This window comes from Parasulfuritortus cantonensis, from assembly GCF_004337445.1.
Lineage (GTDB): Bacteria > Pseudomonadota > Gammaproteobacteria > Burkholderiales > Thiobacillaceae > Parasulfuritortus > Parasulfuritortus cantonensis.
Window position 1 is genome coordinate 66,052 of the sequence record NZ_SJZB01000033.1, and the last position, 25,643, is coordinate 91,694.

Annotated in this window: 21 protein-coding genes and 1 pseudogene; 11 read left to right on the forward strand and 11 right to left on the reverse strand. The window is 65.7% G+C overall.

Annotated features, from left to right (window positions below; genetic code table 11):
• The first annotated feature begins 29 nt into the window (after positions 1 to 29).
• The 8 genes from argS (at position 30) to EZJ19_RS09245 (ending at position 10,035) form a co-directional block, all read left to right on the forward strand.
• Complete coding sequence (gene argS / locus EZJ19_RS09210) at positions 30 to 1,763, forward strand: arginine--tRNA ligase (RefSeq protein ID WP_131446852.1); 1,734 nt, start codon at positions 30 to 32, stop codon at positions 1,761 to 1,763.
• Between the two features lie 12 nt (positions 1,764 to 1,775).
• Positions 1,776 to 2,327: an SPOR domain-containing protein gene (locus tag EZJ19_RS09215; RefSeq protein WP_131446854.1), complete on the forward strand. Its 552-nt coding sequence runs from the start codon at positions 1,776 to 1,778 to the stop codon at positions 2,325 to 2,327.
• Positions 2,328 to 2,338: 11 nt separating this feature from the next.
• The gene (locus EZJ19_RS09220; RefSeq protein WP_131446856.1) at positions 2,339 to 2,980 is read left to right on the forward strand and encodes a thiol:disulfide interchange protein DsbA/DsbL; all 642 of its coding nucleotides are present in this window, start codon (positions 2,339 to 2,341) and stop codon (positions 2,978 to 2,980) included.
• Between the two features lie 103 nt (positions 2,981 to 3,083).
• The gene (locus EZJ19_RS09225) at positions 3,084 to 3,719 is read left to right on the forward strand and encodes a LuxR C-terminal-related transcriptional regulator (protein WP_131446858.1); all 636 of its coding nucleotides are present in this window, start codon (positions 3,084 to 3,086) and stop codon (positions 3,717 to 3,719) included.
• The gene (locus tag EZJ19_RS09230; RefSeq protein ID WP_131446860.1) at positions 3,716 to 4,075 is read left to right on the forward strand and encodes a hypothetical protein; all 360 of its coding nucleotides are present in this window, start codon (positions 3,716 to 3,718) and stop codon (positions 4,073 to 4,075) included. Before EZJ19_RS09225 ends, EZJ19_RS09230 begins: the two co-directional genes overlap by 4 nt.
• Positions 4,076 to 4,206: 131 nt before the next feature.
• Complete coding sequence (locus EZJ19_RS09235; RefSeq protein ID WP_165873529.1) at positions 4,207 to 5,436, forward strand: TolC family protein; 1,230 nt, start codon at positions 4,207 to 4,209, stop codon at positions 5,434 to 5,436.
• Complete coding sequence (locus tag EZJ19_RS09240; protein WP_131446864.1) at positions 5,433 to 6,890, forward strand: efflux RND transporter periplasmic adaptor subunit; 1,458 nt, start codon at positions 5,433 to 5,435, stop codon at positions 6,888 to 6,890. Before EZJ19_RS09235 ends, EZJ19_RS09240 begins: the two co-directional genes overlap by 4 nt.
• A gap of 10 nt (positions 6,891 to 6,900) precedes the next feature.
• Entirely contained in the window at positions 6,901 to 10,035 is a 3,135-nt protein-coding gene (locus EZJ19_RS09245) for an efflux RND transporter permease subunit (protein ID WP_131446866.1), read from the forward strand.
• 39 nt (positions 10,036 to 10,074) lie between these two features.
• Here EZJ19_RS09245 and EZJ19_RS09250 read toward each other — a convergent pair whose 3' ends face one another.
• Genes EZJ19_RS09250 through EZJ19_RS09260 form a run of 3 tightly spaced genes read right to left on the reverse strand, consistent with a single transcriptional unit; the run spans position 10,075 to position 14,344 of the window.
• Positions 10,075 to 12,285: a putative bifunctional diguanylate cyclase/phosphodiesterase gene (locus EZJ19_RS09250; RefSeq protein ID WP_165873530.1), complete on the reverse strand. Its 2,211-nt coding sequence runs from the start codon at positions 12,283 to 12,285 to the stop codon at positions 10,075 to 10,077.
• A complete protein-coding gene (locus tag EZJ19_RS09255; protein WP_131446870.1) occupies positions 12,282 to 12,500 on the reverse strand; it encodes an ATP-binding protein in 219 nt (72 codons plus the stop codon). Before EZJ19_RS09255 ends, EZJ19_RS09250 begins: the two co-directional genes overlap by 4 nt.
• On the reverse strand, positions 12,431 to 14,344 hold the full coding sequence (locus EZJ19_RS09260; protein WP_131446872.1) for an HDOD domain-containing protein: 1,914 nt from the start codon (positions 14,342 to 14,344) through the stop codon (positions 12,431 to 12,433). The genes EZJ19_RS09255 and EZJ19_RS09260 overlap by 70 nt, the downstream gene beginning before the upstream one ends.
• Before the next feature lie 398 nt (positions 14,345 to 14,742).
• Between EZJ19_RS09260 and EZJ19_RS09265 the strand changes: the two genes are divergently transcribed.
• Positions 14,743 to 15,282 carry a GspH/FimT family pseudopilin gene (locus EZJ19_RS09265; protein ID WP_131446874.1) on the forward strand — a complete coding sequence of 180 codons (540 nt, stop codon included), beginning with the start codon at positions 14,743 to 14,745 and terminating at the stop codon, positions 15,280 to 15,282.
• 248 nt (positions 15,283 to 15,530) lie between these two features.
• On the opposite strand, the gene EZJ19_RS09270 is transcribed toward EZJ19_RS09265, so the two are convergent.
• From EZJ19_RS09270 to EZJ19_RS09290, 5 genes are read right to left on the reverse strand one after another with little or no spacing between them, the layout of a single operon-like run.
• Positions 15,531 to 17,657 carry a type IV pilus modification PilV family protein gene (locus tag EZJ19_RS09270; RefSeq protein WP_131446876.1) on the reverse strand — a complete coding sequence of 709 codons (2,127 nt, stop codon included), beginning with the start codon at positions 17,655 to 17,657 and terminating at the stop codon, positions 15,531 to 15,533.
• 17 nt (positions 17,658 to 17,674) lie between these two features.
• On the reverse strand, positions 17,675 to 18,904 hold the full coding sequence (locus EZJ19_RS09275) for a pilus assembly PilX family protein (protein WP_165873531.1): 1,230 nt from the start codon (positions 18,902 to 18,904) through the stop codon (positions 17,675 to 17,677).
• Between the two features lie 7 nt (positions 18,905 to 18,911).
• Positions 18,912 to 19,679, reverse strand: a complete 768-nt coding sequence (locus EZJ19_RS09280) for a prepilin-type N-terminal cleavage/methylation domain-containing protein (protein WP_131446880.1) — start codon at positions 19,677 to 19,679, stop codon at positions 18,912 to 18,914.
• Positions 19,673 to 20,272 carry a GspH/FimT family pseudopilin gene (locus tag EZJ19_RS09285; protein WP_276320104.1) on the reverse strand — a complete coding sequence of 200 codons (600 nt, stop codon included), beginning with the start codon at positions 20,270 to 20,272 and terminating at the stop codon, positions 19,673 to 19,675. Before EZJ19_RS09285 ends, EZJ19_RS09280 begins: the two co-directional genes overlap by 7 nt.
• Positions 20,272 to 20,733 carry a type IV pilin protein gene (locus tag EZJ19_RS09290; protein ID WP_165873533.1) on the reverse strand — a complete coding sequence of 154 codons (462 nt, stop codon included), beginning with the start codon at positions 20,731 to 20,733 and terminating at the stop codon, positions 20,272 to 20,274. Before EZJ19_RS09290 ends, EZJ19_RS09285 begins: the two co-directional genes overlap by 1 nt.
• Before the next feature lie 564 nt (positions 20,734 to 21,297).
• On the opposite strand from EZJ19_RS09290, the pseudogene EZJ19_RS16390 reads away from it, so the two are divergent.
• Both EZJ19_RS16390 and EZJ19_RS09305 read left to right on the forward strand, forming a co-directional pair.
• A pseudogene (locus EZJ19_RS16390) lies at positions 21,298 to 21,860 on the forward strand (sensor histidine kinase).
• A complete protein-coding gene (locus EZJ19_RS09305) occupies positions 21,853 to 22,593 on the forward strand; it encodes a LytR/AlgR family response regulator transcription factor (RefSeq protein ID WP_131446890.1) in 741 nt (246 codons plus the stop codon). Before EZJ19_RS16390 ends, EZJ19_RS09305 begins: the two are co-directional and overlap by 8 nt.
• A gap of 251 nt (positions 22,594 to 22,844) precedes the next feature.
• Here the strand turns inward: EZJ19_RS09305 and rpoH are convergent, their stop codons facing one another.
• The 3 genes from rpoH to EZJ19_RS09320 all read right to left on the reverse strand — a co-directional run.
• Positions 22,845 to 23,696, reverse strand: a complete 852-nt coding sequence (gene rpoH, locus EZJ19_RS09310; RefSeq protein ID WP_131446892.1) for an RNA polymerase sigma factor RpoH — start codon at positions 23,694 to 23,696, stop codon at positions 22,845 to 22,847.
• Positions 23,697 to 23,809: 113 nt separating this feature from the next.
• Positions 23,810 to 24,745 (reverse strand): type VI immunity family protein, encoded by a 936-nt coding sequence (locus EZJ19_RS09315; RefSeq protein ID WP_131446894.1) that lies wholly within the window; start codon positions 24,743 to 24,745, stop codon positions 23,810 to 23,812.
• Between the two features lie 14 nt (positions 24,746 to 24,759).
• A partial coding sequence (locus tag EZJ19_RS09320) for a type VI immunity family protein (protein ID WP_206199381.1) occupies positions 24,760 to 25,643 on the reverse strand: 884 nt, incomplete at its 5' end.

Consider the following 25,643-nt stretch of genomic DNA (forward strand, 5'->3'; position numbering starts at 1 on the left):
ATCCGCCGACTCGCAGGAATCGCCACAACATGAACTACATAGAGCCCAAATCCCATCTCGCCGAACTGTTTCGCCAGGCCGTCGCCCAGGTCGCCCCGGACAGCGGCGCGGCCATCGAACTGGAGCGGCCCAAGCAGGCCAGCCGCGGCGACTATGCCTGCAACGTCGCCATGCAGCTGGCACGCGCGCTGAAGCAGAACCCGCGCGAGGTGGCCGGCCGCATCGTCGCCGCCCTGCCGGAGTCGGCACGCGTCGCCAAGGTGGAGATCGCCGGCCCGGGCTTCATCAACGTGTTCCTGGCCCCGGCCGCCAAGCAATGCCTGGTTGGCCACGTCCTGGCCGCCGGCGCCGACTACGGCCGCAGCGACGCCGGCAAGGGCGAGAAGGTCCAGGTCGAGTACGTCTCAGCCAACCCGACCGGCCCCCTGCACGTCGGCCACGGCCGCGGCGCCGCCTTCGGCGCCAGCCTGGCCAACTGCCTGGCCTACGCCGGCCACGAGGTCTACCGCGAGTACTACGTCAACGATGCCGGCCGCCAGATGGACATCCTGGCCGTGTCGACCTGGCTGCGCTACCTGGAGCTGAACGGCGAGCTCGTGCCCTTCCCGGGCAACGCCTACCAGGGCGACTACGTGAAACTGATGGCCGAGGGCATCTACGCCCTCCACGGCGACCGCTACAAACGCGCCGCCGCCGACGTCCTGGCCGGCGCGCCGGACCGCGGCGAGGCACCCGAGGAACACCTGGACCACCTGATCGCCTGCGCCAAGCGCCTGCTCGGCCCGGACTACGACTACATCCACGGCTATGCCCTCGAGGAGCAACTGGGCGACGGCCGCAACGACCTGACCGAATTCGGCGTCACCTTCGACCACTGGTTCTCCGAGCGCACCCTGCACGACGCCGGCCTCATCGACCACGCCGTCGCGGCCCTGCACAAGCACGGCCACATCTACGAACAGGACGGCGCCCTGTGGTTCCGCTCGACCGCCTTCGGCGACGAGAAGGACCGCGTCGTGAAGCGCGACAACGGCATCTACACCTATTTCGCCGCCGACATCGCCTATCACCTGAACAAGTTCGAACGCGGCTTCGACCGCGTCATCGACGTCTGGGGCGCCGACCACCACGGCTACATCCCGCGCGTGAAGGGGGCCTTGCAGGCCGCCGGCGCCGATCCGGAGCGCCTGACCGTGGCCCTGGTGCAGTTCGCCGTGCTCTGGGAAGGCGGCCAGAAGAAGTCGATGTCCACGCGCGCCGGCCAGTACGTCACCCTGCGCGAACTGCGCCGCGAGGTCGGCAACGACGCCTGCCGCTTCTTCTACGTCCTGCGCAAGTCGGACCAGCACCTGGACTTCGACCTCGACCTGGCCAAGAGCCAGTCGAACGAGAACCCGGTCTACTACATCCAGTACGCCCATGCCCGCATCAGCCGGGTCCTGGAGGCCTGGGGCGGCGATCCGCGCGACCTCGGCGAGGCCGATCCGGGCCGGCTCGAGCATGCCAGCGAGCTGGCCCTGCTCAACCGCCTGGCCGAGTTCCCCGAGGTGTGCGCCGCGGCGGCGCGCGAGATGGCGCCCCACCTGGTCGCCTACTATCTCAGGGACCTGGCGGCCGACCTGCATGGCCTCTACGTCGCCTGCCAGTTCCTGGTCGACGACGAGGCGCTCAAGCTGGCGCGCCTGGCCCTGGTCGCGGCTACCCGGCAGACCCTGAAGAACGGCCTCGCCCTGCTCGGGGTGAGCGCGCCCGACCAGATGTGAGGCCTACGCGACATGGCACGCCGTGACTACAAGAACTCCGGGGGGCGCAGCGGCGACAAGCGCGGCGGGCGCTTCGGGGTCCTGTTCTTCGGCATCCTGATCGGCCTCGTCGCGGCCGCGGTCATGGCCTGGTACCTGCTGCCGCGGGCCGGCGACTTCCATGCCGTCGAGTCGGCGCCGGTCCTGCACGCGCCGCCGCCGGCCGCCCCGGCGGCCAAGCCCGTGCAGCCGGCCGAGCCCGCCGTGCCGGCGCCGAATCCGTCCAACTACACCTTCTATGACATCCTGCCCGGCAACAAGGCGCCCAAGCCGCTGCCGCCGGCCAAGGAACAATGGTGGCTGCAGGTCGCGGCCTTGAAGAATGCCGCCGACGCCGATGCCCTGCGCGCCAAGCTGACCCTGCTCAACCTGAACGTCGTGGTCCAGGCGACGCCCGGCAACCCGCCCCTGCACCGGGTCCGGGTCGGTCCGTTCCGCAGCCAGGATGCCGCCGAATCGGCGCGGGAAGGCCTCACCTTGAACAATTTCGAGGCCAGGCTGCTCAAAGAGCCTATCGCCCAATAGGAGACATACCGATGCGCCTGTTTGCCCTCGCCGCCGCCCTCGTCCTGTCGCTGCCCCTGGCCGGGTTCGCCCCCGCGGCCGGTGCCGCCCAGGTCGGCAACGACTACACCCCGGTGACGCCGGCCCAACCGACCGGCGAGCGTGGCAAGGTCGAGGTGATGGAGTTCTTCGCCTACACCTGTCCGCACTGCTTCGACCTGGAGCCGGAACTCGAGGCGTGGGCGCGCAAGCTGCCCAGGAACGTGGTCCTCAAGCGCCAGCCGGTGGTCTTCTCGGACGACTGGGAACCGATGGCCCGGGCCTATTTCGCCCTCGAGGCGCTGGGCGCGGTCGGCCGCCTGCACGCCGACGTGTTCAACGCCCTCCACATCCAGGACGTGGAACTCACCGATCCCGAGGTGTTCCTCGACTGGGGTGCCAAGCACGGCCTCGATCGCGCCAAGCTGAAGGCGGCCTATTACTCCTTTTCCACGGCGACCAAGGTCGCCCGCGCCAAGCAGCTTCAGCGTGCCTACAAGATCAACGGCGTGCCCGCCCTGGCGATCAACGGCAAGTACGTCACCAGTGCCGCCCTGACCGGCAGCAACGCCAGCGCCCTGCGGGTCGCGAGCGAACTGATCGAGAAGGAAAGCCGGGCCGGGGCCGGCAAGTAGCCACCGGCACCCGGGCGCGACCGGCGCGACCGGCGGGGCGTTAGGAAAATACGCAATCTTTGCGCTAAGATGGCGTGAAAAGCCGACCAAAAAACCACCCGCCATGAACCCGATCCGCATCCTCATCATCGATGACCACCCCCTGATCCGCCTGGGGGTCCGCCACTCGGTCGAGAGCCTGCCCGATCTCACCGTGAGCCAGGAGTGCGCCGACCTGGCCTGCGTGCACGACTGGCTGAACGGCGGCGGTGCCGCCGACGTCGCGGTGCTCGACCGCAGCCTGCCGGACGGCGACGGCCTCGACTTGGTGCCCGTGCTCAAGGCGGCCGGCATGAAGGTCATCATCCTGACCGTCGAGGATGGCGACGAGGAGATCCGCGCCGCCATCGAGACGGGGGTCGACGGCTACCTGCTCAAGTCCTCGGACACCGAACAGATCAGCCACGCCATCGGCGTGGTGCTCCAGGACGCCGGCGCCTTCCCGCCCGCGGTCCTGCAGAAGCTGTACCGCGCCGGTGCCGCCGAGGACCCGCTCAGCCGCCTGTCGGCGCGCGAACTGGAGATCGCCGAGTACGTCGCCCAGGGCCATAGCAACAAGGTCATCGGCGCCAAGCTCAACCTGTCCGACAACACGGTGCGCAACCACCTGGCCAACATCATGCAGAAGCTCGACTTCCACAACCGCGTGCAAGTGGCCACCCTGGTGTTGCAGCACCTCAAGAAGACCCGCCGGGCGTGATCCGCCGACTGCGCGCCGCCTGCCTCGTCCTGCTGCGCCAGTTCCTGGTGCTGGCCCTGGCGTGCTCGCCCCTGGCCCAGCCCATGGCACTCGCCGCGGCCGGCGAGGAAACGGCGCCGGCGGCGATGCAAGGTTGCCCGCACCATGCCGCCATGCACGTCTCCGGTGCAGACCACAACAAGCCGGGCGAATGCCCGTGCAAGAAGGGTTCGCCCTGTCACTGCGCCATGACCGCGGCCCTGACCACGGCGATCGCGGCGACCTGGACGCGCACGGGTTCCGAGCATCCGGTCTCGGTGCCGCGCCTCGCGCTGTCCGTCCTGCCCGCTCCCGAACCGCCACCGCCGCGGGCCTGAACCTCCATCGCCCCGCCAGCCGGGGCCTCTGAGCCCTCGCCCCCGCCGGGCGCGAGGCGGATGCACGTGTATGCGTGGAGGTCTTCATGTCCTGTCCAAAATGCCAAGGCCGTAGCCGGCGCCGATGGCTGTTGCCGGCCGTCGTGCTGGCCGCCGTCCTGCTCGTCACGGTCGCCCATGCCGGCGAGCCGGCCCCGCTCGGCCTGACCGACGCGGTTCGCCTGGCGCTCGCCCGCCAGCCTGTCCTCGATGCCCAGGCCGCCGCCGTCGACGCGGCCGCCGCCACTGCCGTGGCGGCCGGCCAGTGGCCCGACCCCAAGCTGCGGGTGGGCCTGGCCAGCCTGCCGCTCGATACCTACAGCTTCACCCAGGAAGCGATGACCCAGTTCACGGTGGCCGTCAGCCAGACCGTGCCGGTCGCCGGCAAGGCCCGCCTGGCCGGCGCGCGCGGCGAACGCGCCAGCGAACTCGCGCGCGCCCAACTCGAGGCGGTGCGCCGACGGGTGGCCCGCGACGCCGCCCTGGCCTGGCTCGCGGCCTGGTGGCCGGAGGCTTCGCTCGACCTGGTGCGCCGGATCGGCCGGGAATGGGACGGCCAGCTGGCCTGGGCCGACGTCGCCTACCAGACCGATAAGCTGGCCCAGGACGAGGTCGTCGCCATGCGCGGCCAGGCCCAGGTCAACGGTGACCGCCAGGACGACCTGGCCCGCCAGGCCCGGCGCGGGCGCGCCGAGTTGGCGCGCTGGCTGGGCGAGGCGACGGCGGCGCCCCTTGCCGATCCCGCCGACGTTCCGGCCCTGCCGGCGCCCGCCGAACTGGCGGCGCGCCTGGACGACCATCCCGAGCTCGCCGCCCTGGCCGGCGCGGTCGCCGTGGCGCGGGCCGAGGTCGATCTCGCCCGTGCCGCCTACAAGCCGGACCTCACCTTCGACGTCGGCTACGGCCTGCGCGGCGCCGAGCGGCCCGATCTCATCTCCTTCGGCGTCGCCATGGACCTGCCGGTGTTCACGGCCAACCGCCAGGACCGCCGCCTGGCCGCCGCCGAGGCGCGCGTCACCCAGGCCGAACAGACCCTGGCCGACCGGCGCCTGGGCCTGCGCGCCGAACTCGACGCCGCGCTGGCCGACTGGCAGGCCGCGCACCGGCGCATCGCGCGTTTCGATCAGGAAATCCTGCCCCTGGCCAGCCAGCGCGTGACCAGTGCCCTGAACGCCTACGCCAGCGACCGGGCGACCTTCGGGCGCGTCGCCGAAGCGCGCCGGGCCGAGCTGGAGGCCCGTCTGGGCCGGCTCGGCCAACGGGTGGCCCTGGCCCGCGCCCAGGTCCAGATCGATTACCTGACCCAGGAGGTACAGCCATGAACAACACGCTCAAGCTCGTCGCCGCGCTCGTCGCCGGCTCCGCCCTGGGCGGCGGCGCGGTCTGGTATGGCCTCGGCCACCGTCCCGCCGCCACGGTCGCCATGCCGGCCATGCCCGCCGGCCCGGCGCCGGCCAAGAAGGTACTCTACTGGTACGACCCGATGGTGCCGGACCAGCATTTCGACAAGCCCGGCAAATCGCCCTTCATGGACATGGACCTGGTGCCCAAGTACGCCGAGGAGGACGGCGGCGCCGGCATCAAGATCGACCCGCGCACCCTCCAGAACCTGGGCGTGCGGACCGCCGAGGCGATGGTCGGCAAGCTCTGGCGGCGCATCGACACGGTCGGCTACGTGCGCGCCGACGACAACCGCATCGAGTTCCTGCAGGCCAGGACGATGGGCTGGATCGAGGGCCTGCACGTGCACGCGGTCAACGACCCGATCCGCAAGGGTGAACTGGTCGCCGAGATCTACAGCCCCGACCTGTACGCCGCCCAGGAGGAATACATCCTCGCGCTCCAGCATCCGGAGGACGCCGCCTGGGTCGAGGCGGCGCGCCGCAAGCTCGGCTTCCTCGGCCTGTCGGCCCGCCAGATCGACGCCCTGGCCAAGGGTGGCCAGGCGCAGCGGCGGGTGAACTACTACGCCCCGGCCGGCGGCATCGTCAGCAACATCCGGGTCCACCCCGGTGCCGAGGTCACCGCCGGTACGCCGATCCTGGAGATCACCAACCTGGACCGGGTCTGGGTCACCGCCGAGATCGTCGAGGACCAGGCCGCCTGGGTGGTGCCGGGCAAGAGCGCGGAGATCACCCTGGCGGCCCTGCCGGGCGAGACCTTCGAGGGCAAGGTGGACTACATCTATCCGAAGCTCGACAGCGCCACCCGCACGGTGCAGGCGCGCATCGTCCTCGACAACCCGGGCCTGAAGCTCAAGCCGGGCATGTACGCCAACGTCACCCTGTACGCCGGCAAGGGTGAGGAGGGCGTCATCGTGCCCAGCGAGGCGGTCATCCAAACCGGCAAGCGGGCCGTGGTGCTGGTCGCCCAGGGCGAGGGCCGCTTCGCGCCGGTCCAGGTCGAGACCGGCATGGAGAACGGCGGCCGGACCGTGGTGGTCAAGGGCCTCTCGGGCGGCGAACGGGTGGTCACCTCGGGCCAGTTCCTGATCGAATCCGAGGCGAACCTCAAGGGGGCCCTCGACCGCCTGCAGCCGCCCGGCGGCGACGTCTACACCGGCACCGCGCACATCGTCGCCGCGGACGCCGGCACGGGCGCCCTGACCATGCAGCACGAACCCATCCCGGCCCTCAAGTGGCCGGCCATGACCATGGCCTTCGACGTCGGCGACAAGGCCATCCTGGAAGGCCTGAAGAAGGGCGAAGCGGTGGAGTTCGACCTGGTCAAGCAGGGTGGTGGCTTCGTCGTCACCGCCATCCGGCCCAAGCCCTGAGGAGGCCGCCATGATCGCAAAATTGATCGGCTGGTCCATCCAGAACCGCTTCCTGGTCCTGCTCGCCACCCTGATCGCCACGGTGGCGGGCACGGTGGCGGTGGTCAACATGCCGGTGGACGCCCTGCCCGACCTGTCCGACGTGCAGGTCATCATCCGCACGCCGTTCCCCGGCCAGGCGCCCAAGGTGGTCGAGGACCAGGTCACCTATCCCCTCGCCACGACCATGATGTCGGTGCCCGGTGCCAAGGTCGTGCGCGGCTATTCCATGTTCGGCGACTCCTACGTCTACATCCTGTTCGAGGACGGCACCGACCTCTACTGGGCCCGCTCGCGCGTGCTGGAGTACCTGAACACGGCGGCCGGCAAATTGCCTTCAACGGCCAAGCCGAGCATCGGCCCGGACGCCACCGGCGTCGGCTGGATCTACGAGTACGCCCTGGTCGACAAGACCGGCAGACATGACCTCGGCCAGCTGCGCAGCCTCCAAGACTGGTTCCTGAAATACGAACTGCAGGCGATCCCGAACGTCTCCGAGGTGGCCACCATCGGCGGCATGGTCAAGCAGTACCAGATCGTCGTCGACCCGGAACGCATGCGCGCCCTGGGGGTCCCCCTCGCCCAGCTGGTGACGGCGGTCAAGCGCGCCAACCAGGAGGCCGGCGGTTCGGTGCTGGAGATGTCGGAGGCGGAATACATGGTGCGCGCGACCGGCTACCTGCAGTCGGTGGCCGACATCGAGGCCATCCCGGTCGGTCTCGGCCAGGGCGGCACCCCGGTGCTGCTGCGCGACATCGCCCGGGTCCAGGTCGGGCCCCAGATGCGCCGGGGCATCGCCGAACTGGACGGCGAGGGCGAGGTGGTCGGCGGCGTCATCGTCATGCGCTACGGCGCCAATGCCATGCGCACCATCGAGGCGGTCAAGGCCAAGCTGGCGGAGTTGAAGAAGAGCCTGCCCGAGGGCGTGGAAATCGTGCCTACCTACGACCGCTCCGGCCTCATCGCGCGCTCGGTGGCGACCCTGACCCACCGCCTGGCGGAGGAGTTCGTCGTCGTCGCCCTGGTCTGCGTCGCCTTCCTGTTCCACCTGCGCTCGTCCTTCGTGGCCATCGTCTCGCTGCCCCTGGGCATCCTGATCGCCTTCATGGTCATGCGCCACCAGGGCATCAACGCCAACATCATGTCCCTGGGCGGCATCGCCATCGCCATCGGCGCCATGGTGGACGCCGCCGTGGTGATGATCGAGAACGCCCACAAGCACCTGGAGGCCTGGCGCCACGCCTATCCGGCGGCGGAACCCTCGGGCGCCGACTACTTCGAACTGGCGCGCGCCGCCGCGGTGGAAGTCGGCCCGGCCCTGTTCTTCTCGCTCCTGATCATCACGGTGAGCTTCCTGCCCGTGTTCACCCTGGAGGCCCAGGAAGGCCGGTTGTTCGCGCCGCTGGCCTACACCAAGACCTACGCCATGGCGGCGGCCGCCGGCCTGTCGGTGACCCTGATCCCCATCCTCATGGGCTACTTCATCCGCGGCCGCATCAAGGACGAGCACAGCAACCCCCTGAGCCGGGGCCTGATCGCCCTCTACCGGCCCCTGATCCAGTTCGCCCTGAAATACCCCAAGGGCGGCCTGGTGGCCGGCTTCCTGGCCCTGGCGGCGACGCTCTATCCGGTCTCCAGGCTGGGCAGCGAGTTCATCCCGCCCCTGGACGAGGGCGACCTGCTGTCCATGCCCACCACCCTGCCGGGCCTGTCGCCCGGCAAGGCGGCCCAGTTGCTGCAGTTGTCCGACCGCATGATCAAGACGGTACCGGAGGTGAAGTCGGTGTTCGGCAAGATCGGTCGCGCCGACACCGCCACCGACCCGGCGCCCCTGACCATGATCGAGACCACCATCCAGCTCAAGGACCCGTCCGAGTGGCGGCCCGGCCAGACCCTGGACGGCATCGTCAGGGAACTGGACCGCAACGTGCAGATCCCCGGCCTCGCCAACCTCTGGATCCAGCCCATCCGGACCCGCCTGGACATGCTCTCCACCGGCATCAAGAGCCCGGTCGGGGTGAAGATCGCCGGCCCGGACCTGAACGTCATCGAGCGTATCGGGGCGGATATCGAGGCGGCGCTCAAGGCGATGCCCGAGACGGCCAGCGCGTTTTCCGAGCGGGTCGCGGCCGGCCGCTACCTGAACGTCGAGATCGACCGCGAGGCGGCGGCCCGCTACGGTCTCAACATCGCCGACATCCAGGAGCTGATCAGCGTCGCCGTGGGCGGTGCGACGGTGACCGAGACGGTCGAGGGCCTGGAGCGCTATCCGGTGCAGATCCGCTTCCCGCGCGAGGCGCGCGACAGCGTCGAGGCCATCAAGGAACTGCCCATCGTCACCCGCATGGGCGCCACCGTGCCGCTCGCCGCCGTGGCGCGGATCGAGATCGCCGACGGCCCGCCCATGCTGAAGAGCGAGAATGCCCGTCCGAACGGCTGGATATTCGTCGACATCAAGGGCGGCGACCTGGGTGGCTACGTCGCCAAGGCCAAGCAGGTGGTCGCCGACAAGGTCAGGCTGCCGCCCGGCTATTCCATCGCCTGGTCGGGCCAGTACGAGTTCCTGGAACGGGCGGTCAAGCGCCTCAAGCTGGTGGTGCCGCTGACCCTGGTGGCGATCTTCGTGCTCCTCTATCTCACCTTCCGCAACCTGTGGCAGCCGGTCCTGATCATGGCCACGCTGCCGTTCGCCCTGATCGGCGGCTACTGGCTGCTCTACCTGCTCGGCTTCAACATGTCGGTGGCGGTGGCGGTGGGCTTCATCGCCCTGGCCGGGGTGGCGGCGGAATTCGGCGTGGTCATGCTGATCTACCTCGACCAGGCCGTCGCCACGCGCCGGGCCGAGGGCCGCTACAACACGCGGGCCGACCTGATGGCGGCGATCATGGACGGCGCCGTCCTGCGCGTGCGCCCGAAGGCGATGACCGTCGCGGTCATCCTGGCCGGCCTGTTCCCCATCATGGTGGGCGGCGGCACCGGCAGCGAGGTCATGCAGCGCATCGCCGCGCCGATGCTGGGCGGCATGATCACGGCCCCGCTGCTGTCCATGTTCGTGATTCCGGTCGCCTACCTGCTCTGGCGCCGGCGTGCCCTGCCGGCCGGTTAGCGGTGAACGGGCCGCCCCGGCGCCGGTGCGGCGTCGTGCTCAGGCCTGCTGCGCCTGGTGGGCCTGGGCCGCGAGCAGGGCCGCGACCGCCGCGGCGGGTTGCGGCCGGTGGTAGAGGAAACCCTGGATGATGTGGCAACCGTTGCGGAGCAGGAAACGGGCCTGCTCCTCGCGTTCGACCCCCTCGCCGACCACCTCCAGGCCCAGGCCGCGGGCCAGGGCGATGATGGCCTGGACCACCGGCACGCGCTGGCTGTCGTCGTGGATTTCGTTGACGAACGCCTTGTCGATCTTGAGGGTGTGCAGGGGCAGCATCTGCAGGTAGGCGAGCGACGAGTAGCCGGTGCCGAAGTCGTCGATGGCCAGGCGGACCCCGGCGGCGGCCAGGCGGCTCAGCTTGCCGGCCGCGTCGTCGACGTTGCGGATGGCGATGCCCTCGGTGATCTCGAGCTTGAGGGACTCGGGGGCCAGGCCGTGGCGGGTGACGGCGGCCAGGACCCGTTCGACGAAGTCGTCCTGGTCGAGGTAATGGGGCGAGATGTTCACCGCCATGGATATCCGGGCCAGGCCGCGGTCGAGCCAGGCGCGCAGGTCGGCACAGGCGGTCTCCAGCAGCCAGTCGGAGAGCTGGCAGACCAGGCCGATCTCCTCGGCGAGCGGGAAGATGTCGCCGGCGCCGCGCAGGCCGTCGCGCGGATGCTGCCAACGCATCAGGGCCTCGACGCCGACGATGTCGCCGTTGTTGGCGTCGACCTGGGGCTGGTAGTAGAGGACCAGTTCGCCCTTGCGCACCGCCCGGCGCAATTCGGCCTGCTGGCCGTGCTTGACCGAGGACAGGTCGGGCATGCGGCTGGCGTAGCGGGCGTAGTTGTTCTTGCCGCCCTGCTTGACGTAGTGCAGGGCGACGTCGGCATTGCGCATCAGTTTCTGGGCGTCGTTGCCGTCTTCCGGGCTCATGGCGATGCCGATGCTGGCGGTCAGGAACACCTCGTGTCCGCCGACCTCGCAGGGCGCGCCGAGTACCCCGAGGATGCGTTTGGCGAGCGCCTTGGCGGCCGCGGCGTCGGGGATGTGGGGCGACAGCAGGGCGAACTCGTCGGCATCGAGCCGGGCCAGCGTGTCGCTCCCGTCCAGGCAGCCGGCGATGCGCTGCGCGACCACGCGCAGGAGGTCGTCGCCGACCAGGTGGCCGAGGCTGTCGTTCACCCACTTGAAACGGTCCAGGTCGATCAGCATCACCGCCAGCGGTGCGCGCTGGCGGCGCGACTGGATGAGCGCGAATTCGAGACGGTCATGGAACAGCTCCCGGTTGGGCAGCTCGGTGACGCGGTCGTAGAGCGCGTGGAACGCGGCCATGGCCTCGGCCTTGCGGCGTTCGCTGATGTCGCGGGCGATGCCGTAGGTGCCGACGAACTCGCGTTGCCCGGCCTCGCCGTCCTGGCTGTAGACGCCGAAGGCGTTCACGCTCAGGGTGACCAGGTTGACCTCGAAATGGTGCGAGTCCTCGGGCGTCCGGCCGCGCAGGCGCAACTCGACGTTACGGCTGGCCCGGTCGCCGGTACGCCGTTCGTCCAGCACGTGGCGGGCCCGGGCGAGGTCTTCCGGGTGGACCAGGACGGAGTAGTGCTTGCCGATCAGATCTTCGCGCCGATAACCGAGCAGGCTTTCCACCCGCTGGTTGACGAAGTTGAAGCGGCCCTCCTGGTCCAGGGTGTAGATGAAGTCCGGCGACTGCTCGACCAGGTAGCGATACAGGCGCTCGGATTGGGCCAGGCGGTCGCGCATGCGCTCGTTTTCGCGCCGCTCGCGTTGCAGTGCCAGGGCATTGGTCACGCCGGCCAGCAACTCGTCCGGCTCGGCCGGCTTGCGGAGGAAGCCATAGGCACCCTGCCGGAGCGCGCCGATGGCGGAGTCGATCTCATTGTCGCCGCTGACCACGATGGTCAACAGGTCGATGCCGCGCCGCTTGGCATGGCGCAGGACGTCGAGCCCGTGCATGTCGGCCAGGTGCAGGTCGAGCAGCATGAGGTCGAACTGCTGCTGGTCCAGGCGCTCGATGGCGGCCTGGCCGCTGCCGACGCTCTCGATCAGGTAGTCGTGCTTGGCGAACAGGCGTTGCAGGCTGTGCCGCATCACGGGTTCGTCGTCCACCAGCAGCAGGCGCGCCGGCGGTACCGCCATCGGGGTCACGCTGCCCTGGCCGAGCAGGGCACCGAGCAGCGTGGGGTCGATCTGGGCCGGGTCGCTCATGTCATCTCGCTCCGTGCCGGCAGATAAATGCGGAATACGGTTCCGGAGGCGCCGCTGTGCCATTCGATCTCACCGCCCCAACGTTCCACCAGTTCGCCGACGATGGCCAAGCCGAGGCCGGCGTGGTCGCCGCCCTTGCCGCTGGTCACCGGCTTGAACAGGCCCGCTTGAACCTCGGGTGGCAGGCCGGGGCCGTCGTCGCTGACCAGGAGCATGACCGAAGGCCATTCGGCGCGCGGGTATGGCCGGAGGTCGAGACCGTGATCCGGCCCTGCTGGCCGAGCGCCTCGACGGCATTCTTGAGCAGGTTGAGGAGGATTTGCTTGACCCCGTCCCGGTCCGCCATCACCCTGGGCAGGGCGTCCTGCAGCGTGGTGTCCAGGCGAATCTCGGGTGGGATGAATCGCGCCTCGCGGCAGAACGACAACAGCTCCTGCGCGGCCCGGTTGATGTCGCAGCCGTGGCGGCCGGCATCCCCTTCGGGCTGGCTGGCCGGTTGGCCCAGGCCACGCAGGATGCGGCTGACCCGGTCGATCTCGCTGCTCATCATGGCGAGGTCTTCGACCACGGCCGTGCTGTCGGACATGGCGCCGAGGTCGTCGGTCAGGATGCGCAAGTAGTTCTTGATGATGCCGAGCGGGTTGCTCGCCTCGTGCACGGCCCGGCGTACCTGTTCGCGCAGGCCCGGCTCGGGGGTGTCCGGTGCCGGCAGCAGGCGCGTCGCCGCTTCGTCCGAGAAGGCGTGCAACACATCCTGGCGCGCCTGCAGGTCGAGCGCGTTGGCCGGCGTGGCGGCAAAGACCAGCACCGAACTCGGCGTGGTGTGGCCGACCGGGACGGCCAGCAGCGCGGGGGCCGGCATCGTCTCGCCCAGGAGCCGCATCAGCTGCTTGTCGAGCAGGCTCGCGGCGGCGTCCTCCGCGCGCACCGCCTCGGCCCGTCCGGAGGTCGCGGCGCGCCCGACACAGCCGCCCGCCTCACCGACCGGGATGCCCAACTCCTCGCCCCGGGCCAGATGCGGCCAGGGCGCGAGCGGACGCAGGCGGCCGGTCTGGCTCTGGTAGAACATGGCATCGCCGAGATCGAAGAGTGCCCGCGCGGTGAGTGCGGTGGCGCGTAGCCGAGCCAGGGAATCCGATGGTTCGGCAGGGGGGGCGGCATACAGGGCGCCGACCATGGCGATGTCGCGCACCGCCTCCGTGAGTTCAGCTCCGGCGCGTGCCGTGTCGTCCGGATCGTCCAATCGGATGCCAAGCCAGGCGGCAACCCGGGCGACCTCCTCGTCGATGCCGTCGCAGACCTGCTGAAGGCAGTCCGGACCGCAAGCGAGCGGGCTTTCCGCCGGCACCTCGCGGTCGCCGGCGAGGAGATGGGCGAGCCAGACGATCTGGACCAGCATGTGGGTATGGGCGAGGCGTTCGCCGACTTCGTGGTGGTAGAGCAGTGCGTCGGCGAGAAAACCGTCCAACTGCCAGCGGGCCGCCAGCCAGGCGCCCACCTCGGCATGGGTGAAGCCGAAGGTGTCCTCCTCCCAGCGGCTGAGCCAGGCGTCGTCCTCGTGTTCCGCGAGGGCCGGGCGGTAATCGGCCGGGAAGGCCGCCAGCATGGCCAGTTGGCCGACGTCATGCAGCAGCCCGGCCAGGTAGGCCTCCTCGACGTGCGGATAGGAGACTGCACGGGCGAGCCGCTTGGCCAGGAACGCCGCCTTCAGACTATGGCGCCAGAACGGCCCGAGATTGACCTCCTGGTCGGCCGCCAGACCATTGAACACCTGCTGGATCGACTCGCCGATCACCGCCACCCGGACGGCATCCAGGCCAAGCTGGATGAGGGCCTGCAGCAGGGTGCGCGGCGGGGTTCGGCCATGCCGCTCCGCCGACGTTGCGAGGCTCAGCAGCCGTGCGCTGAGGGCAGGCTCGCGGCCGATCAACTCGGAAATGTCGTCGAGGCCGGAATCCTCCTGGCGACACAACGCCAACACCCTCAGCAGAACCTGGGGCAGGGCGGGCAGCCGTGTCGTCAACAGACGATGCCGGGTGTCTTCGTCGATCCTGCTCATAAATGGGCCGGCAAGCGCATCCGAAAGTGAGAGTAAGTCTACTTAATTATGAAGTTATTTTTCAACAAGGCAAGGTAACGTATTAATAGCTAATCAAAATTTATTGTTCACGGTTGTCTTTCTGGGAAGCCGGAACGGGTGGCCGTTACCTCTTTGGGCGGGAGAGGTATGCAGAATTGTCTAAAACCTATGCGGAATATCCGAAACCGTTCAGTCGAGATAGATTTTCGACAGGGATGCTGACTTTGGCCTTGGTTTTGCCATGCTTGCCGAACCAAGGGAAAGGGAAGGCAAAGTCCGTTAGCTTCCCGTCAAGACAATTGGTGGGACCGGGTCCTCTCCCCCTCGGGTGGGGAAGTCCCGGTCGAACCTGAGAACAACTTTTCGGAGGTCGAGCCATGATGATAGGAATGCCGCGCGAAAACCCAGCACTTGCGGTCGGGGCCGGGCTTCTGGAAAGCATGGTTGTCCTGGTGATCGTGGCGATCTTGCTGGCATTGGCTGTCCCAGGGATGAAAGGCGTTCTCGCAGATGCGAAGAGAGACAACTGGATTGCCGACGTGGTCGCGTCGATTCAACTGGCCCGTACGGAGGCGATGAAGAGGTCGTCGCGGGTGTCGGTTTGTCCCAGTTCGGACGGTACCCAATGCAACGGGTCAGCGCACTGGGAGGCTGGTTGGATTGTGTTCCACGATCCTAATTCAAATGGCGTCGTCGACGTTGATGAACCTATTATCCGAGCCCAATCGGCCATTGATGGGGAGGGGACGATATGGGGAGCGCGGAAGAGGGTAACGTTTCACAGTCACGGCTTTTGTGCTGGATTCAACGATACGTTGAACGTATGTGATTACCGAGGGGCCAGGGAAGCCCGCCGTGTGATCATCTCCAACTTGGGCAGGGTGCGGGTGGTTGCCGGCGTGATCGGGTGCCCCTGAGGGACGCGACTAATCAATTGCCGATGTTGCCCACAGTGGTCGCCGGGCAATCGGTGGTTTGCCCATGGAAATATGGATTTCTACGCTATGGCAACGCCGGTCAGAACCCACGGTTCAGGGGCGACTGGGCTTTTTCCTGCGAGGGATGACCGGGCTGGAAAAATCCAGCGATACCCAGGACGCGACCAAATAATCCCTTCGCCACTAGGCGTCGACTTGGTTGCCCGGCCGCGTTTTGGCTAGGTAGGTCATTGATATGCATAGGTGTTTCCACTTCTGTAAATGCACTTAATCGCGCTGGCAGCACTGTCGATGGATAGGTTCGTGGCCTTCACCATGACGCACTTGGTGCGATTGTTTACCGGGGCCGGCGTATAGGTGAGTGTCGATTGGGGCTGTGTTGGCGTAGTTGCCAGCGTGGTAGGACTACATGGTTCCATCGTGGTGGTGTTGTTGGAGGTACTAGTGCACTCATAAACCTTGTAGGCCGTTGCGTTAGTAATGGCCGGCCAGCTCAAAGACTTCGGATCTGTTCCGTTCCATGACAGACTCGGCTGACCTAGGCCACAGGTGTCTGCATACACGCTCATGTCGATTTGGACATCCGTCACAGCCAGTGGCACGTCGGCAAATGCAAGTGCATTCGCGGGTGTGGCCAAGCGATCGTTGATTGCATAAGTAACAGTATTCCCGGTTGGCGTGACAGTGGTCGTTGCCCCTGAGGCGCAAAGTGACGCGGTGCCGGTGGCGGTGAAGACAACATCACCGTACCAGCTTCCACCGGCAAAGCCCGTCCAGTCGAGTGAGCAACTATACGAGTACGACGTGGTGCCGTTTGCAGTCCAAGTGGTAGTTCCAGTTTTGCAGGCGTGGACGGTGGTATCGATTCCGCTGAGTTCAGCGCCGCCGTACCGTGTGATAGTGCCGTGAATAAGAGTGGCGGCCGTCGTGCCGGTGCTCGAGAGGTTCGGGCAGTTGACGCCGCTGTACCCACCATCGTCGTTTGACATGCAGTAATACTTGCCAGGGTTATTCGCGGCGACGCTGTATACATTCGCGACGACATCGGGGTCGGTTGACAGCGTAACGGTGCCGCTACTGTCATACCGTGTGACGGTTGGGTTCGTCCCGGCGGTCGTTCCCAAGGGCTTCGGTGTCACCAACGAATTCAGCGTCGTCTCGGTGGTCTGACAGGTTTCGCTACCCGTCAGGTTGTCGTGAACAAAGTTGTGATTCCCATAATGGGTCGGGACGTACTTGTAGACAGTCCGGTTCGCCTCTGCGGTGCAGCCCACGTTGACATCGGTCTGCTCGCCTATACCGCGTGTTTCATAGACACCACTCTCCGTCTCGGCGAAGCCTCGATACGCGTGGCTGGTGTTCAAAGTGGCAGAACGGTTGAACAGCGTTGCCGGCCCTGAATCCACAGGATTGCCAACGCAAACCTTGTCGTTCGTATTCGGGCTGTCGATGCGCTGGACCCCGATATTCCCCCACCACTCCGCCCCCAGATAGCATTGATAGTAGGTGTAGAAGTACTTACAGGTATTGCCAGTACAGTTCGCAGGCACTTTCCAACTGGAATCGGCCGTTAGCATCGCGCAGTAGGATGCGTCCGACGACAGAATTCGGATATCGCTGAATGGGGCGATCGGATTCCCGTTTTTGGCGGCAACGTATAGTTTGCCGGAAATGGTGCTGAACCCCGGCGCTTCCGTTTCGCACGAAAGTCCCTTGACCGTCAGCAGGACCTCTCCGTTGGCTCCTATCAACTCCAGAGTTTTGCCGTCGTCCGAAAGATAGGTCTTGGTGCCGTCGTTGGCCGTGCTGCCGTTATCAAGTGTTATGTTGTTAGAGACTGCGGAATCGGGAATCGTATCGTATGCGTTGCCTCCGACGGTCGCCCGCCCCGTGGGGGTACGTATGAAGCCGCCTAATGCGGACGTGCTGCTGACATGGGCAAGTTCCCCGGGGTTGTTCCAGCTGATCAGCCCGGAGAGGACGATGCGGTTGCTGGTGGCCGCGCAGGCGTCGGTGACCGTGTTCGGCCAGGCGACGCAGACCCGTGCGTCGGTTGGATTACTCGTGCCGTCGATTTCCCAACTGCGGCGGAAGGTTTCGTTGGTGCCGGTGATGGTGTCGCTTCCGTCCGCGAGCGCGGCATATTCCGCAGCCGTCGTGACATTGCGAAATTCGTCGAACTTGGCCTGAGCCAACTGCAGTGCCTCGGCCCGAGTCTTGGCAATGCCGGTGCTGGATAGCAACACCATGTTCATTTTGGCGATGCCGAGTACGCCGATTGCGACGACGATCAGAGACACCAGGTTTTCCACCAGGATGTAACCCAGTTGGCGGTGGTGGGAAATTGATCTCATGTCAGTCCTCCGTGTCCTTACAGCCAGTCACGCCAAGAGCCGCTAAGCGGGCCGGGCACGCCAACCTTGCTGGCATTGTCGAGCGCAAATGGGTCGTACATCACATCCAGGCTGCCTGTGCCGGAGATCGTGCCCTGGACCACGGCAGCTCCCTGCACCAGCATGTTGCCTGCGACGTCGACATTCCCCATCACGTAGAGCACTCCGTATACGGTTACGTTGGCACCGCCCGTGAGATTGCCGTTGATGACCATGACCACCGGTCGGTCCCGGCTTCCGAATGTCATGCCGCCAGTGAACGAGGTATCGCCGTTGACGATAATCGATTGATCCATGACGCCATTCACCGAGCCGATGTCGCCGGCATCGATGACCTGAGAAGCGGTCGATTGGTATTCGGCAAATGTCTGGCCGAAGAAATTCAAGAACATTTGGGCGTTGGTGAGGTTTCCAAGCGTCGGATCGATGTCGATGACGTCTGGGCCTGTGTGGTTCTTGTCCGTCGGGCAGACATAGTCGGCGGTGGTGCCGCAGTTCGCCGGCTCGCCGGGAGGGGCGGTCGTCGTATCGGGAGGGGCGACGTCCGGGTTGCGGATGAAGGTCTTGCCGGAGTTGCCAACGCTGCTTAGTTGGCCGCCGGTCCAGATGGTGAGGTTGCTGTAGTAGTTCGTGACGGTCGCACTGCCCTGGACGTTGATTGCACCCTTTGCGGTCAACGGGTTGCTTGGGGTTTTCGCGATAGATTCGGCCATTGCAAACGACTGGATGATGGCAACCCGGCCGACGTTGTCGTCACTCCAGCCACAGGCAAACACGACGGGGTTCTTCAAGTTGACCGCGGTGGGGGTGTCACACGTTGGGTTGCCGGAGGTAGGGTCGTTTGGACACTGACCTAAGGCTGACCCGGGGTTGCAGTAGACGACCCGGTATTTCGAGCCGTTACCGAGCGTCACCGCATTGGGCGTCAGGTCGTCGGCGACGTTATCGAGGTCCTGGTCGATGCCGCCGGCCGCTACGTCCTTGAAATACGCAAGCGCGCGGTCCATGCCCGCTTGCGCCGCTTCAAACGCCTGACGCTGACGGATTTCATTCGCCGACATTATCTGTTCCATGATGGCGCTCTTGGATACAGTGACGACCAGTACCGTTGTCAAAAACAACACGATCACGGTGATGAATAACGTGGCGGCACCGGATTGTCGCCGAGGAGAATGGCCAGCGAACTTGTGAGCACGAAGGTTTGGCATGCTGGCCTCAGGGAGCGATGATGACCCGGTCATTTCGTACCCTGACTGGTTGCGTCAGGCTGATACGCATGACGGGATCGGCGGTTAAGTGCCCGGCGAGGGTGATGGATACCTGGCGTAGCTCGATCAAGCGGTCGCCAGTCGTCGCAGAGTAACCGGTGGTGGACGATTCGCAGGGAGGAACAGTGGCGGACGTGCTGGTCCAGACCGCGTTCGTTCTTGCGTTGACGCATTGGGAACCAGTCGTGCTGAAGGACAGGGTGTCCACTACAACATCATTGGTGTCGGTAAAGCGTTCCCATCCTGTCGCACCGGTGCAACTTGCCGTGTATTGGCCGTCACCGTTTCCTTGACGCATGACAACGGCACCACCAGTGAGCCGGTAGCCAAAGAAGTCGTCGCTGTCGACGGAGCCAGCGGTGTTGCCAGCTTTATAGACGGCATCATAGGAGAACAACACACAGTCGCCCGTGGTGCTGACCGAGTGAATCGCCAAGTCCGTCTGCGTGCTGCCGCCACGCTCCGAAAACGGGTTGGTCGAACTGGCGGTTGCGCTGGCCCAGAAACCAGCACGCCGGATATCGTTGACCATGATGTCCATCGATGCCCGCAATGCCTGGTTGAGCTTTGCCGACCTTAATGTGTCGCTTCCGCCTCGCAGACTGGACAGATATATCGCCAGAGCTCCCGCCACGATCACCATGCCGATGGTAATGCCGATCATCAACTCAACGAGCGATACGCCCGTTTGACGGCGCTGAACGCGGGTTAGCATCCCGGGTATCCTCCTACATTGTGGGCGCCTGTCGGGGAGCAGACGCGCACGACACCGAGCGCGCTGACGGTGACCCTGATCTCCATGTCGCTCGGTGATTTAAGTACGAACGTTTGGGTTGCACCTTCAAGGGTTCCCCTGAGTCGATTGAACACGCATTCAAAAGAACTGTTCGTCATTCGCACGTTGGTGAAGTTCTCGCTCTTCAGGGTCTTCTCGATGTTGCCCGTTGTCCCTTGTGTGATTACACAAGAACCGGTGGTAGAGCAGTTGCACCCCCCCGTGTTGGCGCTGATGCCGACACACCACCCGGTGCTCCCATCTGTCGTTGCATCAACCAATAAATCGCGCGCTTGTTTGAGGCTTTCGGTGCGTGCGAACTGCACTTGGTCGTATACGGCTTCAGCCGCAGCCACCAGACGCCTTTTTTCGACAGACTTGGTGAATGATGGGACGGCGAGGGTCGCCAATACGCCGATGACCGTGACGGTGACGATGAGCTCCACTAACGTAAAGCCGTACTGTCGGCTCCCGGGCTGCTGCAGGTGTGCAGAGCGCGCCCGAGCCGGCTTGTGTGCGTGAGCGAGGGACACTACTTGCTCCCCCAGCAAAGCCTTTTCTCGGCCGAACTCTTGTCCGGGCCGTTTTCAGTGATTTGCATGTTTCCGGCAGGACAGGCCGAGTCGGCATTCTGCCCCCCCTTCGTCGTGGCCGCGGCTTTTGCGGTGAACGCCGTTGAACTCGCATCGACCATTTCGACCGTGTAGTAGCCATCCGATGAGCCGGAGGCGAATTCGACGGTCGAGTCCGCGGCGCTGGTGCCGCAATCGTCCGCGCCACCGAGCGTCGTGGCGTAGTAAGGACAATTGACGCGGAACTTTTCCTGAGCCAAGGCAAGCGCCAAAAGCGCCGCCTGCCCGTCGCTGCGCCGGGATTGCAGGACATAGTTGCGGTAGGAGGGGATCGCGATGGCTGCGAGTACACCGATCACGAGCACGACGATTAACAACTCGATCAGCGTGAATCCGTTCTGAGGGGGGCGAACCAAGCTCATTGAACCTCTCCTTTGACCTAATAGCATGATCGACATCGCGTCCTTGTGGATCAAACAGTTATCGACAAGCGGGGGGGCTTCGGGTACAAGCGGCGATAATTTCGGGAATATAAGAACCCCATTTCAGAAATGAGTAAGCACACCCACGTCAGCCTGCCGGACTTTCGAAACCTCGGAGTCATTCTCCGCAGTCTTGTGCTGGCCGAGGGGGTTGTTCTGCTCGTCGTGCTTGCAAATGCCGACACCCCCGCCGATGCCCTTGCCGATTTTGCGGGTTCCGGGGTGTTGCGAGAACCTGTGTTGCTAGTGAGTGCCTGCTTTCTAGCCTTGTTCTCGCCAGCGTTGGGAAGGCGGCGTTACGGGAGTGGTGTGGCGCTGGCAATCGGGTTGGTGTTTCTCATTGGCCTTGGGATGCACCTTCTTTGTATGTCCATCTTGCCGGTTCCAATGGCAGGGGCTCCGTGGCGTACGGGCGCCCTCGCGGCGTGCGTCGGGGCAACCGTCCTGTTCTATTTCAACTGGCGTTACCACGTCCTTTCCCCTGCCCTGGTCGAGGCGCGGCTGATGGCCCTGCAGGCCCGGATCAGGCCCCATTTCCTGTTCAACAGCCTGAATACCGTCCTCGGACTGATACGCAGTGAGCCGCGCCAGGCGGAGACGGTCTTGGAAATCTGGCCGAGCTGTATCGGGCGTTATTGTCGGAGGCCGGTACGCTGGTTCCCATGGCCAAGGAGCTGGAGCTGGCGCGCGCCTATGCCGAGATCGAGGCCATCCGCCTCGGCGACCGTCTGCGCGTCGTCTGGCAATGCCAGCCCGAGGCCATGGATGCCTTGGTGCCGCCGCTGATCGTGCAGCCGTTGCTGGAGAATGCCGTCTATCATGGGGTGGAGCCCTGCGAATCGGGCGGCGAGGTCAACGTGGCGATTTTTCTGCGAGGCGATCAACTCAATCTGGTGATGCGCAATCCGTGCGCGGCGCAGTCGCGTCGCCAGGGGGGTAACCGCATGGCCCTGAACAACATCCGCGAACGCCTGGATCTGCATTTCGACGCCGAGGCGGAGATGAGCGCATACCGGTCCGGTGGCGAGTTCGTCGTCCAGATACGGATGCCGTACAGGCATGGCTGAGCCGCTGAGAGTCTTCATTGTCGACGACGAGGGACCGGCCCGCGCCCGCCTGCGCAGCCTGCTGGAAGACAGCGCGGGCGCGCTGCCGAATCAGGTCGTGGGCGAAGCGGCCTGCGGCGCCGACGCCCTTGCCGCGCTCGAACAGGTGGTCGTGGACGTCGTGCTGCTGGATATCCGGATGCCCGGGATGGACGGCATGGAGGTGGCGCGCCAATTGGCCAAGCTGCACCACCCGCCGGGAGTCATCTTCGTGACCGCGTACGACGCGCATGCGGTTTCCGCCTTCGAGGTCGGTGCCCGCGACTACCTGCTCAAGCCGGTGCGCGCCGAACGCCTGCTGGAGGCCTTGCGCCGCATCGCGCCGGTGGCCGACTCGGGTACCGAGGCCCGGCCGGCCGGGCGGGCGATCACGGTCAACGACCGCGGCCGGGTGTTGCGCGTCCCGCTTGCGGAGGTCCTCTTCCTGCGCGCCGAGTTGAAGTATGTGACGCTGCGGACCCGTGAGCGCGAGTTTGTGCTCGATGAACCGCTGACCAAACTGGAAGAGGCCTTCCCCGACGAATTGCTCCGCATCCACCGCAGCTGCCTGGTCAACCGCGGTCAGCTGGCCGGCTTCGAGATGCGGCGCCTCGGGGACGAAAACCACTGGGTGGCGTTGCTCAAGGACTGGCCCGACGCCCTGCCCGTATCCCGGCGGCAGGCACATGTCATCCGGATGTTCCGGCAGGGGTGAGCGGATTGAGCCGCTGTGGATAACGTATTAATATGACGGCCAAATATAGATTTGGAGATGGAGCATGAATCCGTTTAGTCCCTACAACCTGCCCATGACCCTGGTGGTTGCTTTGATCGCCTGGGCTTGGTTCAGCCTGTTTTCCGCCTTGGTGGCCTCGTTCTTCTGAGGGGCGTAGGTACTCGGGCGCCCGGTCCCGTCGCACGGGGCCGGGCAGACAAAAAAGCCCGGCATTGCCGGGCTTTTTTGCGTCAGGCGGCCAGGGCCGCCTTCATCTTTTGCAGCGCCTTGGCTTCGATCTGGCGTACGCGCTCCGCGGAGATCCCATACTCGGCGGCGAGCTCGTGCAGGGTTGCCGGGTCTTCCTCGTTCAGCCAGCGCGCCTCGACGATGTGCCGGCTGCGCGGGTCCAGGCTGGCCAGGGCCTCGCTCAGTCCGTGGCTGGCCAGATGGTCGCGTTCGCTGCGTTCGATATGATCCGTCGGGTCGGCATTGGGCGCCGCCAGGTAGGCGATGGGCGCGAAATGCTCGTCCTCGTCCTCGCTGCTCGACTCCAGAGCGACGTCCTGGCCGTACAGGCGGACCTCCATCTCCTTGACGTCGTGTTCGCTGACGTTCAGGGTGCGCGCCATCTCCTGGATTTCGCTTTCGCCCAGGGCGCCACTCCCCTGCTTCATGCTGCGCAGGTTGAAGAACAGCTTGCGTTGGGCTTTGGTCGTGGCGACCTTGACCAGGCGCCAGTTCTTCAGGATGAACTCGTGGATTTCGGCCTTGATCCAGTGCACGGCGAAGGAGACCAGGCGCACGCCGCGTTCCGGGTCATAGCGCTTGACCGCCTTCATCAGGCCGACGTTGCCTTCCTGGATGAGGTCGGCGTGCGGCAGGCCGTAGCCGAGGTAGCCGCGTGCGATGGCCACCACCAGGCGCAGATGCGAGAGCACCAGCTTGCGGGCGGCTTCCAGGTCGCCATGGCGTTGCAGGCGGGTCGCCAGTTCATGTTCCTCCTCCGCGCTCAGGAGCGGGAAGCGGTTCACCGCCTGGATGTAATTGTCCAGGCTGCCCAGCGCACTGGGCACGGGATAATGCATGGTGTCGGTAGTCATGGGTATATAACCTCCGAAAACTTTTGCCTGATTTTAGCACTCAACAATAGAGAGTGCTAAACGGGAAAGGTTCCCGGTGTTCGGGCCGTTGTTCACAGATGATGTCTGCATCCTCAATCGAAGCGCGTCAGCCAGGCCAAGGCGGCTGCGCGGGTGAAGGTGTCCGGGCCGTAGTGGTGGAAGGCGCGGGTGTTCGTAGCTCGTAGCGGCTTCAGCACCGCGTTCACCGCCACGTAATCCATCGGCATGCGCCCCGCGGCCGTGTCGCCCAGTTGCGGCCGGGGACCGGACTGGACGATGACGCCGCCCGCATAGGGCAGCAGGGTGGCTGCCGGGGGCAGGTCCGCCGCCAGCTTGTCCTGGCCGCCGAAGCGCTCCACCAGCGCCTCCCCCAGCACCGTCAGCCAGTTCACGCCCTTGATGTCGTCGCCGATGTACTGGCTGTGGGTGATCGGCTCGTCCATCTCGATGCCGGGAAACCGCTGCGCCAGCAGATACTGTGCGGATTCGAAGCGGGTCGCCAGCATGTCGCCGTTGGCCGGGGCGAAGCCGATGCCGCCGTAGCCGCTGATGGGCCTGAGGATCGCGCACAGAGCGCGGCAGAACTCGGGGAAGCTGCCCTTGTGGCCCGCGTACCATGTGAGCGGCAGGCCCAACCTGACGTGGTCCAAGTCCTTCTTGTCCGGGTTCCAGTCCGCGCCAGCCAAAGCTCGGAAGAAGACGGCACTGGCATCCAGGTTCGTTTCACCACCGTGGAAGGCGATCGACCATTCGTTGCACGACGGGAGTTGTTCCAGCCATTGCGATAGGGCCTGGTGCATTTCCGGCTTGAAGCGGCGCCATTTCTCGGTCTTGGGATTGAGTACCCAGTTAACTTGGCCGGATACCGTCTCCAACCAGAGGGCCAAGGCCTCCATCACCGCCTCGCGCACCGGCTGGGTGTAGCCCTTACGGAAATAGGCGGTGAAGATCAGCCCCAGCCTCAACCCCACCGTGCCATCGTCCTCCCTCAGCACCAAGTTCGTCTCGAGCTTGGACAGGTCTTCCATGCCCGTCGGTATCCTCAATCGAAACGCGCCAGCCAGGCCAAGGCGGCTGCGCGGGTGAAGGTGTCCGGGCCGTAGTGGTGGAAGGGCGCAGTATCCTGCGCGCGCAGTGGCTTCAGCACTGCGTTCACCGCCACGTAATCCGTCGGCATACGCCCCGCGGCCGTGTCGCCCAGTTGCGGCCGGGGACCGGACTGGACGATGACGCCGCCCGCATAGGGCAGCAGGGTGGCTGCCGGGGGCAGGTCCGCCGCCAGCTTGTCCTGGCCGCCAAAGCGCTCCACCAGCGCCTCCCCCAGCACCGTCAGCCAGTTCACGCCCTTGATGTCGTCGCCGATATACTGGCTGTGGGTGATCGGCTCGTCCATCTCGATGCCGGGAAACCGCTGCGCCAGCAGATACTGTGCCGATTCGAAGCGGGTCGCCAGCATGTCGCCGTTGGCCGGGGCGAAGCCGATGCCGCCGTAGCCGCTGATGGGCCTGAGGATCGCGCACAGAGCGCGGCAGAACTCGGGGAAGCTGCCGGCATGGTCCGCATACCAGGTCAATGGCAGCCCCAGGGTGACGTGATCCAAGTCCTTCTTGTCCGGGTTCCAATCCGCACGAGCGTATGCCCGAAAGAAGATAGCGCTGGCGTCCAAATTCTTATCGCCACCGTGAAAATAACTGCTCCAAGCTGCACCTGAAGAGTGCGTGACTAGCCATTGTGAAAGAGCCAGATGCATCTCCGGCTGAAAGCGGCGCCATTTGTGGGTCTTGGGATTCTGGCCCCAGTTGACGTGACCGGATACCGTCTCCAGCCAAAAGCCCAGGGCCTCCATCACCGCTTTGCGCACCGGCTGGGTGTAGCCCTTACGGAAATAGGCGGTGAAGATCAGTCCCAACCTCAACCCAATGGTGC

Bases quoted from the DNA above. Each gene is read 5' to 3' on its own strand.
- argS (WP_131446852.1), top strand. From the start codon at position 30: ATGAACTACATAGAGCCCAAATCCCATCTCGCCGAACTGTTTCGCCAG.
- EZJ19_RS09215 (WP_131446854.1), top strand. From the start codon at position 1,776: ATGGCACGCCGTGACTACAAGAACTCCGGGGGGCGCAGCGGCGACAAG.
- EZJ19_RS09220 (WP_131446856.1), top strand. From the start codon at position 2,339: ATGCGCCTGTTTGCCCTCGCCGCCGCCCTCGTCCTGTCGCTGCCCCTG.
- EZJ19_RS09225 (WP_131446858.1), top strand. From the start codon at position 3,084: ATGAACCCGATCCGCATCCTCATCATCGATGACCACCCCCTGATCCGC.
- EZJ19_RS09240 (WP_131446864.1), top strand. From the start codon at position 5,433: ATGAACAACACGCTCAAGCTCGTCGCCGCGCTCGTCGCCGGCTCCGCC.
- EZJ19_RS09245 (WP_131446866.1), top strand. From the start codon at position 6,901: ATGATCGCAAAATTGATCGGCTGGTCCATCCAGAACCGCTTCCTGGTC.
- EZJ19_RS09250 (WP_165873530.1), bottom strand. From the start codon at position 12,285: ATGAGCGACCCGGCCCAGATCGACCCCACGCTGCTCGGTGCCCTGCTC.
- EZJ19_RS09255 (WP_131446870.1), bottom strand. From the start codon at position 12,500: ATGCTCCTGGTCAGCGACGACGGCCCCGGCCTGCCACCCGAGGTTCAA.
- EZJ19_RS09260 (WP_131446872.1), bottom strand. From the start codon at position 14,344: ATGAGCAGGATCGACGAAGACACCCGGCATCGTCTGTTGACGACACGG.
- EZJ19_RS09265 (WP_131446874.1), top strand. From the start codon at position 14,743: ATGATGATAGGAATGCCGCGCGAAAACCCAGCACTTGCGGTCGGGGCC.
- EZJ19_RS09270 (WP_131446876.1), bottom strand. From the start codon at position 17,657: ATGAGATCAATTTCCCACCACCGCCAACTGGGTTACATCCTGGTGGAA.
- EZJ19_RS09275 (WP_165873531.1), bottom strand. From the start codon at position 18,904: ATGCCAAACCTTCGTGCTCACAAGTTCGCTGGCCATTCTCCTCGGCGA.
- EZJ19_RS09280 (WP_131446880.1), bottom strand. From the start codon at position 19,679: ATGCTAACCCGCGTTCAGCGCCGTCAAACGGGCGTATCGCTCGTTGAG.
- EZJ19_RS09290 (WP_165873533.1), bottom strand. From the start codon at position 20,733: ATGAGCTTGGTTCGCCCCCCTCAGAACGGATTCACGCTGATCGAGTTG.
- EZJ19_RS09305 (WP_131446890.1), top strand. From the start codon at position 21,853: ATGGCTGAGCCGCTGAGAGTCTTCATTGTCGACGACGAGGGACCGGCC.
- rpoH (WP_131446892.1), bottom strand. From the start codon at position 23,696: ATGACTACCGACACCATGCATTATCCCGTGCCCAGTGCGCTGGGCAGC.
- EZJ19_RS09315 (WP_131446894.1), bottom strand. From the start codon at position 24,745: ATGGAAGACCTGTCCAAGCTCGAGACGAACTTGGTGCTGAGGGAGGAC.